Raw genomic sequence first — 12998 nt, 5'->3', positions numbered from 1 at the left:
CCCGTGGCCGGACGCCGCTGGACCGGCGGTGGGTCAGAACCGGGCGATCGTGTAGCGGTCGACGATGTCGTCGTCGATCTCGGCGCCCAGGCCGGGAACTTGGGGAACCGTCAGCGCGCCGTCCTTGAACTCGGGCGGTTCGGTGAGGATGCGCTCGCGGATCGGGTTGGGCAGGCGGTTGTACTCGTAGGTGCGCAGGTTCGGGGTGGCCGCGCAGAGCTGCAGCGCCGCGCACAGGCTCACTCCCGAACCGACGCCGTGCGGGGCGATGTCGACGTGGAACGCCGAGGCGAGGGCGGCGAGCCGGGTGGCCTCCGTGAAGCCGCCGCAACGGGCGACGTTCGGCATGAAGACGTCGATGGCCCGGTTGAGCAGCGAGTCGCGCAGGTCGAAGCGGGTGAAGTGCGTCTCGCCGTTGACGATCGTGAGGCCGGTACGGCGGCGCAGCTCGCCGAGGTTGGCCAGGTCGTCGACCTGGAGGGGCTCCTCGTACCAGGAGATGCCGAGGTCGCGCAGGACGCCGCCGACGCGGGTGGCCTGGTCGAGGTCGTACGCGCAGTTCACGTCGGTGAGGATGTCGATGTCCTCGCCCACCGCTTCGCGGACGGCGGTGAGATGGGCTCGGTCCGTGCGCTCACCGCGGCCGATCTTGACCTTGAGGGCCTTGAACCCGTCCTCGACGAATCCGAGGGCCTGGCGGGCCGAGTCGGCGGGGTCGGCGTGCAGGGCGACCGGGCTGGCGTAGCAGTCGATCCGCTCCCGGACCGGGCCGCCGAGGAGGCGGTGCACGGGGACACCGGCGAGCTTGCCCCGCAGGTCCCACAGGGCCAGGTCGATCCCGGCCAGGGCCTCCAGGTAGAAGCCGCGGTTGTGGCCGCCGGCCGCCTGGCCCTGGTAGAGGCGCTCCCAGACCGCGGTGGTCGCGAGGGCGTCCTGGCCGATGAGGAGCGGTGCGAGGACGGTGGTGACGACGGTCGCGGTGACCTGGGGGGAAGGGAGCCCGTAGCACTCGCCGATGCCGACCGTGCCGTCCTCGGCATGGACCTTGACCAGCGTGGCGTACTGGCCGCGTCGTGGCAGGACGAGGTGGCTGGAGGCCGGGTAGCGCAGCCAGTCGGGCACGTCGTCCGGTGAGTCGTAGAGCTCGTCGAAGCTGGCGGACAGGGCCAGGGCCTCGATCTTGGCTATGCGCACGGGGTGCGAGGACATGAGGTGGTTTCTCCAGTGGATCGTGCCGCCGGGCGGGTGGGCGGCCGCCCGGCGTCGGTGCGGGTGCCGGTCAGTCGCGGGCGGTCTCGCGCCCGGTGAAGACCGCGACGAGGGTGACGACGCAGCCGGCGACGACGTACAGGGCGACCGGGGCGGTCGAGCCCGTCGAGGCGTGCAGGGCCGTGCCGATGAAGGGAGCGGTGCCGCCGAAGAGCGCGCCACCGATCTCACGGCCGGTGCTCACACCGCTGAAGCGGACCTTGGCGTCGAACTGCTCGGCCACCAGGGCGGCCTGCGGCCCGAAGACCATGTCCTTGCAGATCGGCATCGCGATGACATAGGCGAGGAAGACCAGCGGAGTGCTGCGGGTCTCCAGGAGCTGGAAGAAGGGGTGGACGAACGCGGCGGTGGCGAGCAGGCCGAGGGCGACCGTCCTCCGCCTGCCGATCTTGTCGGAGACCAGCCCCCACAGCGGGATCGCCCCGATCTCCAGGGTCGCGGCGAGGGCGATGGCCCACAGCAGTGTGGACTTCGGGATGTCCAGCGTGCTGGTGGCGTAGGCGAGTGTGAACGCCTGGATCAGGTAGCCCCACACGAACCCGGAGACGGTGATCCCCATGGTCCGTACGACCGCGCCGGGCTGGGTGCGCAGGGTGTGCAGCAGCGGGAAGCGGACCTTGTCGTCCTGCTCCTCCAACTCGGCGAAGACGGGCGTCTCCTCGATACCGCGGCGGGCCCACACACCGAAGATCACCAGGCCGAAGCTCAGCAGGAACGGGATGCGCCAGCCCCATTGGAGAAACGCGTCCTCGGGAAGCAGGGAGATCAGGCCGAAGACCGCGCTGGCCAGGACGAAGCCCGCTCCGGTGCCCATCGCGGGGATCGCGCCGTACAGGCCGCGCCGCCCCGGTGGGGCGTTCTCCACGGTCAGCAGAGTCGCCCCGGCGAACTCGCCGCCGACCGCGATGCCTTGGGCGATGCGCAGGACGATCAGCAGGATCGGGGCCCCGACGCCGATCATCGCGTGTGTGGGCAGCATGCCGACCAGCGCCGTCGACACGCCCATGACCAGCATCGTGACCAGCAGGACGTACTTGCGGCCGACCCGGTCGCCGATGTGGCCGAAGACGATGCCGCCGACGGGGCGGGCCGCGAAGCCCACCGCGAAGGTGGCGAAGGAGGCGAGGGTCGCGCCGGTCGACGACGACCCGAAGAACAGCGGGCCGAAGACCAGCGCCGAGGCCAGGCCGTAGAGATTGAAGTCGTACCACTCCATCACCGTGCCGACTGTGCTGGCGACCATCGTGCGCCGCCGGCCGGCGGGCTTCGGCCGGCTCACCGCCGGGGATCTGGGGGTCGAGAACGTGCTCATGGGGACGTACACCGCCTAGAGAGGAAGACCGGACGCCAGGAGGAACATCCAGCGAAGGCTGAAGGTATTCCGTATACGAAATAACGTCCAGAGGTGCGGCGGGAAATTTTTCAGCTTCCTGCGACCGGCGGGGCTCTACGGCTCGGCCGGGGCATGAGCCGGACGCGTCGCCCCGAACGGCAGCGCCGGTGGCGCCGTCACGGCGGTCGCGCTGGTGAGCACGGCACCGTCGAGCAACCCCGGCCTCTCCAGACGATGCAGAGCCGTCGTCACATACATCCGGCCGCCGCCGAAGGCGATGCTGCTGACGTGGGGCGTGGGCAGGCGCACGGTGCGCAGACGCTTCCCGTCCGGCCCCAGACACAGGACGCGTCCCCCGCCCCAGAGCGCCACCCACAGGTTGCCGTGGTCGTCGACCGTCATGCCGTCGGGACGGCCCTCAGCGAGCGTGAATTCGGCGAACGACTCGGGCGGGCCCAGCGCACCCGTGACGGGGTCCGTCGCATAGCGCGTGATGGTGCCGCGGGCGCTGTCGGCCAGGTACATGAGCCTTCCGTCCGCGGTGAAGGCAGGCCCGTTGGGGACGGTGAGACCGTCGAGCACCTCGTGGACCGTGCCGTCGGGATCCGTGCGGTAGAGCGAGCCCGCGTCCCGTGCGGCGTGGATCTCCATGCTGCCGGCCCAGAACCGGCCCGCCGGATCGCAGGCTCCGTCGTTCATCCGCATGGCCCGGTCGGCTCTGCCGCCGGGCCGCGCCAGCCACTCCGGTGCGCCGCGGCCGTCGGTCAGCGCGATGCCGACGCCGGCCGCGACGATCCAGCCCCGCCTTCGCCCGACGGCGGCAGGCGCCACCGCGCCCAGCGGCATACCGAGACCGAGGACTTGCTCCGGCCTGCCACCGGAGCTCTCCCGGCAGCTGTACAGGTCGCCGCGGAGAAGGTCGACGAAGAACAGCCCGCCATCGAACCATCGGGCGCCTTCGGCGAGTTGATACCGGTCCGCGACGCAGGGCCGCCACCGCCTGGCGACCCTTGCCGCCCTCATCGGAGCGTGCTGCCCGGAACGGCGTGCACCAGCCCGAGCTCTTCCCGCGCGGGAAGCCCTTCCCAGTCTCCTCGGGAGGCGACCGCGAACGCACCCAGGGTCACAGCGCGTTCGAGGCGCCGGTCGATGGGCTCGCCGTCCAGGAGGGCCGAGAGATAGCCGGCCACGAAGGCGTCCCCGGCTCCCACGGTGTCCTCCACGGGCACGTCGAGGGCGGGGCGGGCGACGGCACCCGAGGCGTTGAAGACTTCGGCGCCTTCGGCCCCCCGCTTGACGACGATCTCCCGGACACCGCACGCCAGCAGGGCCTCCACCTGCTGCGCCTCGGTCACGGTGCCGCCTGGCGCGGCCAGGGCGAGTTCGTCGTCGGACGCCACCAGGATGTCGGCCTGCGCCGCGAGCGGGCGCAGTGTGGCGGTGGCCGTCTCACGGGACCAGAGCTTGGCGCGATAGTTCACGTCCAGGCAGAGCGTGGCTCCGCTCGCCCGCACGGCCGACACAGCCGTGCGCACTGCCCGCAGAGGTCCGGGGCCCAGGGCCGCGGTGATGCCGGTCATGTGCACGACCCTGGCCCCCTCGCGCAGGGGTGCCTTGAGGTGCCGGGGAGTCAGCCGCGAACCGGCGGACCCGGACCGGTGGTACGACACGCGGGTCACATCCGCGATGCGGGATTCGAAGACGGCCAGCCCGGTGGGCCCTTCGGCCTGCTCCACGTTCGACACGTCGACGTTCTCGGCGCGCAAGGTGCGCAGCACGAGCGCTCCGAACTCGTCACGGCTCCTGCATCCCACCCAGCGCGCACGGTGGCCGAGGCGGGCGAGGCCTATCGCGACATTCACCTCGGCTCCGGCGACGGACATGTGCAGCGCCCCGCCGCTGCGGATCGGCCGGTCGGCGCGCAGCGTGACGAGCGCTTCTCCGAAGGTCAGTACGTCGGTCATGCCACCACCCCGGTCAGGGCACGGAAGGCGCGCACCCGTCCGGCGAGTCCGCTGGAATCGCCGTCGGCGGCGTTCCCCACGAGCGGCGAGCCGACACCGACCGCGACGGCACCCGCTTCCAGGTACTCGCGTGCCTGGGCGACGTCGACGCCCCCGACGGGCACGAACGGAACGTCGGGGAAGGGCGCCCGGAGCGCGCGCAGCAGCTTCACCCCGCCGACCGCCCCGGCCGGGAAGAGCTTCACCGCGGTGGCGTCCTGCGCGAGCGCGGCCGCGACTTCCGTGGGCGTCACCGCGCCCGCGAGGACGGGCAGGCCGAGTGCGCGCGACGTGCCGACGGCGTCACTGAGGCCGGGTGTGACCACGTACCCCGCGCCCGCCTTGGCCGCCCGCCAGGCGTCCTCGGATGTCACCACGGTGCCCGCCCCCAGGAGCGCCTCCGGCCCGAGAACGCTGCGGGCCTGTTCGATCACCCACACCGCGTCCGTGCCGCTCAACGACACCTCGATGAGCGGAATCCCGGTCCGGGCGAGGGTCAGGACCGTGGTGAGCGCCGCCTCGGGGTCCGCCCCGCGGACGATGGCCATGAGGCGCTGGGTCTGCAGGGCGTAAAGGAAGTCGTGTGGTCGCACGGATGCCTCCGAGGCACGATTGAGGGAGTTTCGTAGATCGTATACTCTTCCCCTCCGACTTCAACCCTCCTCGCCCTGCCCGGGGACACGGACAGCTACCTGTGAGGCACCGCCCATGACCCGCACCGCCTTGATCACCGGAGCGGCCGGAGGTATCGGCCGCGCCATCGCCGCCCGCTTCGTCGCCGACGGCTTCCGCGTCGTGGGCGTCGACATCACGGACCCCGAACTTCCGGGTGTCACCTATCGACGCGCGAACGTGACCGACGCCGCGGAGGTGGTTTCGGCGGTACGCGTGGCGCAGGCGGCGAGCGGCGCCGTGGACGTCCTGGTCAACTGTGTCGGCATCACCGAGGGCCGGCCGCTGCACCAGTCCAGCCTGGAGGAGTGGAACTCCGTCATGACAGTCAATCTGTCATCGGTCTTCCTGTACGTACGCGAGGTCCTGCCCGCCATGATGACGGCGCGAACCGGTGCCGTGATCACGGTCGGATCCGTCCTGCACCGGACGGCCGCACCGGGTCTTCCCGCCTACGCGGCGTCCAAGGGCGCCATCGCCGCGCTCACCCGCCAACTCGCCGTCGACTACGGCCAGTACGGAATTCATTTCGCCACCGTCTCCCCCGGATGGGTCCGGACGCCGGCCACCGAGTCCCGGCTGGACGGCGAGCGCGATCTGGAACGGCTGCGTCAGAGCAATCCCCTGAGGCTGTTGTGCGAGCCCGAACAGATCGCGAACACGGTCGCCTTCGTCGCCTCACCGGACGGGGCGATGCTGACGGGCAGCGAGATCGTCCTGGATGCCGGCGCGTCGGCCGTCAGCCCCGCGAGCCTGCTGCGGGACGCGCACCGGACGCGGATGGGGCTTCCTCCCTTGTGAGGCCTTGTGAAGGCGGTACGACAAGACCATCCCGACGGCCACCGCCGCCCCGGAAGGAATGCGACCACAGTGATCGAACTGCACGCCGATGACCGCGAGTCCAGTCCGTACACCGGCTACACCCGTGCTCACTGGGAGGCCGCGGCCGATGCCCTGCTCGCCGCCGTGGCACCGTACGCCACCGCCGACCGCGCCCTCTATCACCTGCCCGGCAGCCATGTGAGCCAGGCCGGCCGCCTCTCCGACGGCCTGGAAGGGTACGCCCGCACACTGCTGCTGGCCGCCTTTCGTCAGGACGAGACCCTTCTCGGCCGCTACGCCGAGGGCCTCGCGGCCGGACCCGGCGGCGTGTGGCCGCGGATCGAGGACCACAGCCAGCCGCTTGTCGAAGCCGCCTCGATCGCTCTCGCCCTGCGGCTGACCCGGCCGCTGCTGTGGGACCGCCTGGAGCAGCGGGTGCGCGAGCGGACGGCGGACTGGCTGTCGGACGCGCTCACCGCAGAACCCTGGCCGAACAACTGGGAGTTGTTCCCGGTCACCGTCGGCGGCTTCCTCCAGGAGATCGGCCACCGGCCGGACGCGGCGCGCCGGGCGATCGACCGAGGCCTGGAACGCATCGAGGACTGGTACCGGGGCGACGGCTGGTACACGGACGGCGACGGCCGGAAGTTCGACTACTACAACGGCTGGGCCATGCACCTGTACCCGGTCCTGCACGCATGGCTGGCCGACGACAGCGCGCTGCTCTCCCTGTACGGCGGACGGCTGTCACAGCACCTCGAGGACTACCCCTCGCTCTTCGGCGGCGACGGCGCACCCGTGTTCCAGGGCCGTTCCCTGACCTATCGTTTCGCCACGACGGCCCCGCTCTGGCTCGGCGCGCTGACCGGGCACACCCCGCTGTCCCCGGGCGAGACACGGCGACTGGGCTCCGGCGCCCTGCGGTACTTCCTGGACGGCGGGGCGGTCGACGAGCGAGGTCTCCTGCCACTCGGCTGGCTCGGTCCCGACGAGTCGCTCGTACAGACCTACTCGGGCCCGGCCTCCCCTTACTGGGCGAGCAAGGGTTTCCTCGGCTTGCTGCTGCCGCCGGACCACGAGGTGTGGACGGCACCGGAACAGCCGGCCCAGGTCGAGCGTGCCGACCGGGTCAGGTCCCTGGCCGCGCCCAACTGGCTGCTGGCATCAACCTGTTCGGACGGCCTGGTACGGCTGCACAACCACGGCAGCGAGGACACCCGCTACGCGGCGTTGTACACGCGGCTGGCCTACTCGACCGCGACCGTGCCGGCACCGTCGTACGACAACAGCGTGTTCGTCGGCGGGGACGCCACCCGGACGGAGATCGAGCCGCTCGGCACGGGTGAGGGGTGGATCGCCTCCCGGCACACCGTGCGCGACGGCATCACCGTGACCAACGTGGTCCTCGCCGAGGGGGCGGTGGAGGTGCGGGCTCATCTCGTCGCCGGTGCCCCGCCGGGGACGCGGGTGCGGCTCACGGGATGGGCGCCGCAGGGAGGCGTCAGTGCCGAACTCCTGCCTGCTCTCGGCCTGACCGACACCCTCGAAGGGGTCGAGGGGGTCACAGGGAAGGGGAACGCTCTGTTCGTCGCATTGGCCCGACTGACCGCCGAGCCGCATCCACTGCCGCTGACCGAGCTGGTGTCCGTGCGAGCGGACGGCGTCGGCGGGCTCGAGGTCCACTGGAGCGGTCGAGCCGGGATCGAGGTACGGCTGGACGCATCGGACGTGGACGTCACTGTGCGCGAATGAGGGCTCTGCGCCAGGGAGGCGACCTGCGTGCTCCTCGTTTCGGACGTAGATGTCGCGGGTTCAGCTCCGACACGGTTCCACCGAAGCGAACCCTTGGCCGAGGAAGCTCAGCCGCACCTGACGGTCGGGATTGTCTTTGGCAGTCCAGGATCTCGCGGGCTTCCTTCCGGCGGGAGCAGCGGGGGTGGAACAGGGCGACGCCGACGATGACGACGTAAGGCCCGCCGCGGACCGAGGGGAGCTAGCCTCGCGACATGCCTTCCAGGAGTGCCCCGAGCCCCACTGATCAGCAGCTCGTCCACCACGCGCGGAAGCACGGCCATCTGGTCTCTGTGAAGCGGCTCGAGATGTGGCGCGGGCGGGTCTGCTGCCGGGGAACGTGGCGCGGTCGCTCGGTCAGAGGGCGGGGGGTGCGTCGGTTCCGCGGGAGGAGGCGTTCGTTCTGGTGGTCGCACTCGCCCATCAGGCCCGGCGGAGTGTCCGGCCGTCCGATCTGGCGCTGGCTCTGTTCGATTTCTTAGGTATCCGTAAGAGCGCGGTCCCCAGCGACGCTCTAATCCTGGCCTCAGGTTGATCGGGGAGAATGAGCGGAAAAAGCATCGACTCGAAGGGGGCGGGCCGGCGTGCGGATCATGATCGCGGATGATGACGTGGCCATCCGTGAGGGGCTGGAGCGGGTGCTCCAGGTCGAGGGTTACGACACCAGCACCGTCGCCAACGGTTTCGCCGTGCTCGACGGGGTCGGTGGGGCCGGCGGTGACACGCTGGATCTGCTGCTCCTCGACGTGATGATGCCCCGCCTCGGCGGGTTGGAGACCTGCCGGCGGTTGCGGGCCGCGGGTCGGGATCTGCCGGTGCTGATGCTGACCGCCCGTGACCAGGTCTCCGACCGGGTCGCGGGGCTGGACGCGGGCGCCGACGACTACCTGCCCAAGCCGTTCGCCACCGAGGAGTTACTGGCCCGGGTGCGGGCCCTGCTGCGCCGGCGCACGCCGACCGACGAGGAGTCGCAGATCCTGTCGTTCGCCGACGTCCGGCTCGATCCCGACAGGTTCGAGGCATGGCGGGGCGAGCGGCCGCTGCGCCTGACCCGGACCGAGTTCTCCCTCCTGCAGGTCCTCATGTGCAACGCGACCCGGGTCGTGACCCGCGACGCGCTGTTCGAGGCGATCTGGGGCTTCGGCATGAGCTCGACCGCCAACAACCTCCAGGTATACGTGAGCTACCTGCGCCGCAAGATGGAGGCCGAGGGTGAGCCGCGATTGATCTACACGCTGCGCGGCCTGGGATACACGTTGCGGGAGACTCCTCCGTGAGCAGGCCCGCCGGCCGGGAACCGCGCCGGCTGACCCGATGGTGGCGCCGGCGGTCCCTGCGGACCAGGCTGACGGTGATCGCGGCGACGGCCATCGCGGTCAGCGTGTTCGTGGCCTTCCAGGTGGCCAGCGAGCTACTGGACTGGGAGTTGCAGGACACCGCCGAGAATCAGCTACGCGCCGACTCCCGCGTCCTGGCGACGAACGCGGAGCGCGCCGGTCCGGCGCAGGTCCAGCTACCGCCGTATCCCGGATCCGGTCGGCTGGTGCGGGTCATCCTGCCCGACGGCTCGACCCGGACGCCGGCCGGCCAACCCGCGCTGCCCCCGGTCAGCGAGCACGCCGGGCGCGTGGCGCATGGCGCGTCGGCCGACCTGATGGAGTCGAACGACAGCGACGAGGACGGCTACCTCATCTACACGCTGCGGGCGGGCGACGGCGCGGTCCAGGTGGCCCAGGTCGTCGACGACAGCCCGATCAACCGGTTCGGGTTGGGCATGCTGCTGATCGGGCTGTTCTGCGTGGTCGGCGGCGCCGTTGTCGGGCGGACCGTGGCGCGGACCGGGCTGGCACCGATCGACCGGCTGACCGCCGCCGCGGTACGTGTCGCGCACACCCGGGATCTCGACGCCGACATCCCGGATGAGGGCGGTGGGGAGATCCGGCGGCTGATCCAGTCGATCAACGACATGCTCGCCGCGCTCCGGGACTCCCGGCGGGCCCAGCGGCTGCTCGCCGAGGACGCCGCCCACGAGCTCAAGACCCCGCTCACCAGCCTGCGTCTCAACGTCGAGCTGCTGATCCGGCTCGATCGGCGCGGCACCCTGGACAGCGCACTGCCGGCGGAGAGCCGGACCCGGCTGCTCAACGATCTCGGCGCCCAGGTGGCCGAGTTGAGCACCCTTGCCGCCGAGCTGACCGACCTGGCGCGCGGTGACATCAGCGACGAGAGCACCGAGCTGCTCGACCTCGCCGACGTGGTGGCGGCCGCCGCGACCCGGGCGCGTTCCCGCGCGCCCGACATCGAAGTCGCGCTCGACGTGGCCTCTGTGTGGGTGAGCGGGCGTCCCGCTGCGCTCGAGCGGGCGGTGCTCAACCTCATCGACAACGCCGGCAAGTGGTCCCCCGCGGACCAGCCGGTCCAGGTCCGGCTCCGTACCGAGGGCGCGTCGGCGGTGCTCGAGGTCGACGACGCCGGGCCGGGCATCGACGCCGCCGACGTACCGCGGGTGTTCGACCGGTTCTACCGTGCCGACAGCGCCCGGGCGTTGCCGGGATCCGGTCTGGGGCTGTCGATCGTGCAGCGGGTCGTCGACGCCCACGGCGGCCGGGCCACCGTCGCCCGCTCCGCACGCGGTGGCGCGCTGCTTCGGGTCGACCTTCCGGCCGCGGCCCCGCCCGCCCCGATCGCGCGGCTCACCGCCGGGGAGGACACCGCGGTGCGCTGACCGCCCCGGCGGCGCGGCGCAGGACAAGGGACGGCGGCCCTCGGGCATGGCCCCGCGCGGCTCACCCTCGGGGCAGGACACCGCGGTGCGCCGACCCCAGCCCCGACCCCAGCCCCGGCCGCACGGCCCGGCCGCACGGCACAGGACCAAAGAGCGGCGGCCGTCGGGCCCATGAAAAAATCCGGGACGGGCCTGGGGCCCCGTCCCGGATCTCGTCCGTGCCGCCGCGCTCACCGTTGCAGCGCGGGCTCCTCGTCGTCGGCGAGCGGCTGTTGGCCGTCCGGCAGCTCCGCCGCCGGCCGGGACAGCCTGCTCGGCCACCAGATCCGCCGGCCGATCAGCAAGGTGAGGGCGGGCACCAGGACCGACCGCACCAGCAGGGCGTCGAGCAGCACGCCGAAGGCCACCAGGAACCCGACCTCGATCAGCATCACCAGCGGAAGTGTGGCGAGGACCGCGAACGTGGCCGCCAGGACCAGGCCCGCCGAGGTGATGACGCCACCGGTGGCCGAGAGGGCTTTGAGCATGCCCTCTCTGGTGCCGAGACGCACGGTCTCCTCCCGGGCCCGGCTGGCCAGGAAGATGTTGTAGTCGACGCCGAGCGCCACCAGGAACAGGAATGCCAGCAGCGGCACCGAATAGTCGACACCCTTGAACCCGAGGATCGTGTCGAAGACGAACACGCTGCCGCCGAAGGCTGCGGCGAATGAGACGATCACGGTGGCCATCAGGACCAGCGGGGCCAGGATCGCGCGCAGCAGCAGCCCGAGGACGATCAGGACGACGGCGAGCACCAGCGGGATCACCAGCTTCTCGTCGCGCTTGGTGGTCACCTCGGTGTCGAGGTTCTCCGCACTCGGCCCGCCGACGATCGCCTCCGCCCCGCTCACCGCGTGCACGGCGGTGCGCACCCGCTTGATCGTGTCGTACTCCGCGACGGTGTCCGGCGCGTCCTTCGGGAACACGGAGATGTTGGCCCAGCCACCGCTGGTCTGCTCCGGGACGGCCAGGGCCACACCGCGAGTGTTCTTGGCGATGTCGAGCACCCGCTCCTGGTGCGCCGGCCGCGTGAAGACCGTCATCGGCTGGCCGCCGAGCTCCGGGAAGTGCTGGCGGAGAACGGTGAAGCCGGTGACCGACTCCGGCGCGGACAGGAACTGGTCCTGCTCCCGCAGGGCGCCGGTGTTGCCCGCCAGCCCGAGGGCGAGCACGCCGAGGACTCCGAGCGAGCCGAGCGTCGCCACCCACCGGCGGCGGCTGATGGCGGTGCCGAGCCGTCCCCACACCCCCGGCTTCTCCTCCACGGCCGTGCTGAACCGCGGGATGGCCGGCCAGAAGATCCGCCTGCCGAGCACCACGAGCACCGCCGGGAACAGCGTCAGCATGGCCACCAGCGCGCACAGGATGCCGGCCGCACCGATCGGGCCCAACCCGCTGGTGCTGTTCAGGTCCGCGACGAGCAGGCAGAGCAGGCCGGCGACCACGGTGGCCGCGGACGCGACGATGGCCGGCGCCGCGCCGCGGAGCGCGTGGACCATCGCGACCCGGACGTTCTCATGGTGGTGCAGTGCCTCCCGATATCGAGCGATGAGCAACAGCGCGTAGTCCGTGCCGACGCCGAACACCAGGATCGTCAGCAGCGCCGAGTTCTGGTCGTTGACCACGATGCCGAAGCCCTTGACGAGCAGGTAGACGGTCCCCATCGAGGTCAGTGCGGCCACGCCCACGGCCACCAGCGGGATGATCCACAACACCGGGCTGCGGTAGGTGAGGATGAGCAGGAGCGTGACGACGACGATGGTGGTGAGGAGGACCTGCACGTCGATGCCGTCGAAGACGGCATCCATGTCGCCGTCGATCGCGGCCGGGCCGGTCACGTCGAGTTCCAGGCCCAAGGGGCGGTCCTTCGCGGCGTCACGCAACGGGCCGACGATGTCCTCCGGTGCGCCGTAGGCCGTGCTCACCTCGAGGGTGAACATCATCGCCCTGCGGTCGGTGGAGGGGCTCGTCGGTGAGCCCTCGTCGTCCTCGCCGGCCTCCGCCGTCGCCTTCGGCGGGTACCGCTTGGCAAGGGTGTTGTAGTGGCGCTCGACCGTCGCGCGGTCGGCGTCGGTCATGCCGTCGGCGCGGTGGTACACGAAGACGAACGTGTTGTTGTCACCGCCGGGGAGACTGTCGTCCAGCACCGCCACCTTGGTGGACTCGGCACTGGCCGGCAGGGTGTCCACGGCGCTGTCGGTGGTGACCGAGCTCAACATTCCGCTCAGCGGCACCATGCCCGCAGCCAGCACCAGCCACAAGCCAATCACTAACCACGGCACCCACCGGCCTGCCAACCGACCGGCCGGCGCTTCCCCGGACGGCGCTGCGTTGACTGCCATCA

General features: G+C 71.3%; 10 protein-coding genes. 4 read left to right on the top strand and 6 right to left on the bottom strand.

The window, feature by feature from the left end; translation table 11 throughout:
• Nucleotides 1-33: 33 nt before the first annotated feature.
• The 5 genes from ACFT4A_RS01465 to ACFT4A_RS01445 form a co-directional block, all read right to left on the bottom strand.
• Nucleotides 34-1209, bottom strand: coding sequence for a mandelate racemase/muconate lactonizing enzyme family protein (locus ACFT4A_RS01465; RefSeq protein WP_382824879.1), 1176 nt, complete (start codon nucleotides 1207-1209; stop codon nucleotides 34-36).
• Nucleotides 1210-1279: 70 nt separating this feature from the next.
• The gene (locus ACFT4A_RS01460; RefSeq protein WP_382824878.1) at nucleotides 1280-2512 is read right to left on the bottom strand and encodes an MFS transporter; all 1233 of its coding nucleotides are present in this window, start codon (nucleotides 2510-2512) and stop codon (nucleotides 1280-1282) included.
• A 204-nt stretch (nucleotides 2513-2716) separates the two neighbouring features.
• Complete coding sequence (locus ACFT4A_RS01455; RefSeq protein ID WP_382824876.1) at nucleotides 2717-3625, bottom strand: SMP-30/gluconolactonase/LRE family protein; 909 nt, start codon at nucleotides 3623-3625, stop codon at nucleotides 2717-2719.
• Nucleotides 3622-4566 carry a sugar kinase gene (locus ACFT4A_RS01450; RefSeq protein ID WP_382824874.1) on the bottom strand — a complete coding sequence of 315 codons (945 nt, stop codon included), beginning with the start codon at nucleotides 4564-4566 and terminating at the stop codon, nucleotides 3622-3624. Before ACFT4A_RS01450 ends, ACFT4A_RS01455 begins: the two co-directional genes overlap by 4 nt.
• Nucleotides 4563-5198 (bottom strand): bifunctional 4-hydroxy-2-oxoglutarate aldolase/2-dehydro-3-deoxy-phosphogluconate aldolase, encoded by a 636-nt coding sequence (locus ACFT4A_RS01445; protein ID WP_382824872.1) that lies wholly within the window; start codon nucleotides 5196-5198, stop codon nucleotides 4563-4565. The genes ACFT4A_RS01450 and ACFT4A_RS01445 overlap by 4 nt, the downstream gene beginning before the upstream one ends.
• A gap of 115 nt (nucleotides 5199-5313) precedes the next feature.
• Between ACFT4A_RS01445 and ACFT4A_RS01440 the strand changes: the two genes are divergently transcribed.
• The 4 genes from ACFT4A_RS01440 (at nucleotide 5314) to ACFT4A_RS01425 (ending at nucleotide 10615) form a co-directional block, all read left to right on the top strand.
• A complete protein-coding gene (locus tag ACFT4A_RS01440; protein WP_382824870.1) occupies nucleotides 5314-6078 on the top strand; it encodes an SDR family NAD(P)-dependent oxidoreductase in 765 nt (254 codons plus the stop codon).
• A 72-nt stretch (nucleotides 6079-6150) separates the two neighbouring features.
• Nucleotides 6151-7851 carry a DUF2264 domain-containing protein gene (locus tag ACFT4A_RS01435; protein ID WP_382825212.1) on the top strand — a complete coding sequence of 567 codons (1701 nt, stop codon included), beginning with the start codon at nucleotides 6151-6153 and terminating at the stop codon, nucleotides 7849-7851.
• Between the two features lie 623 nt (nucleotides 7852-8474).
• Complete coding sequence (locus tag ACFT4A_RS01430; protein ID WP_382824869.1) at nucleotides 8475-9167, top strand: response regulator transcription factor; 693 nt, start codon at nucleotides 8475-8477, stop codon at nucleotides 9165-9167.
• Nucleotides 9164-10615 (top strand): ATP-binding protein, encoded by a 1452-nt coding sequence (locus tag ACFT4A_RS01425; protein ID WP_382824867.1) that lies wholly within the window; start codon nucleotides 9164-9166, stop codon nucleotides 10613-10615. Before ACFT4A_RS01430 ends, ACFT4A_RS01425 begins: the two co-directional genes overlap by 4 nt.
• 230 nt (nucleotides 10616-10845) lie before the next feature.
• Here ACFT4A_RS01425 and ACFT4A_RS01420 read toward each other — a convergent pair whose 3' ends face one another.
• Nucleotides 10846-12996, bottom strand: a complete 2151-nt coding sequence (locus tag ACFT4A_RS01420; RefSeq protein WP_382824866.1) for an MMPL family transporter — start codon at nucleotides 12994-12996, stop codon at nucleotides 10846-10848.
• Between the last annotated feature and the right edge of the window lie 2 nt (nucleotides 12997-12998).

The sequence above is a fragment of the Streptomyces sp. NPDC057099 genome, from assembly GCF_042671245.1.
Lineage (GTDB): Bacteria > Actinomycetota > Actinomycetes > Streptomycetales > Streptomycetaceae > Streptomyces > Streptomyces purpurascens.
Note: the sequence above shows the minus strand (reverse complement) of the source record. Positions and strands in the feature narration are given on the sequence as shown.

What these genes read in the sequence shown, in the direction of transcription:
- ACFT4A_RS01460 (WP_382824878.1), bottom strand. Translation starts at nt 2,512, where the DNA reads ATGGTCGCCAGCACAGTCGGCACGGTGATGGAGTGGTACGACTTCAAT.
- ACFT4A_RS01465 (WP_382824879.1), bottom strand. Translation starts at nt 1,209, where the DNA reads ATGTCCTCGCACCCCGTGCGCATAGCCAAGATCGAGGCCCTGGCCCTG.
- ACFT4A_RS01455 (WP_382824876.1), bottom strand. Translation starts at nt 3,625, where the DNA reads ATGAGGGCGGCAAGGGTCGCCAGGCGGTGGCGGCCCTGCGTCGCGGAC.
- ACFT4A_RS01420 (WP_382824866.1), bottom strand. Translation starts at nt 12,996, where the DNA reads ATGGCAGTCAACGCAGCGCCGTCCGGGGAAGCGCCGGCCGGTCGGTTG.
- ACFT4A_RS01440 (WP_382824870.1), top strand. Translation starts at nt 5,314, where the DNA reads ATGACCCGCACCGCCTTGATCACCGGAGCGGCCGGAGGTATCGGCCGC.
- ACFT4A_RS01450 (WP_382824874.1), bottom strand. Translation starts at nt 4,566, where the DNA reads ATGACCGACGTACTGACCTTCGGAGAAGCGCTCGTCACGCTGCGCGCC.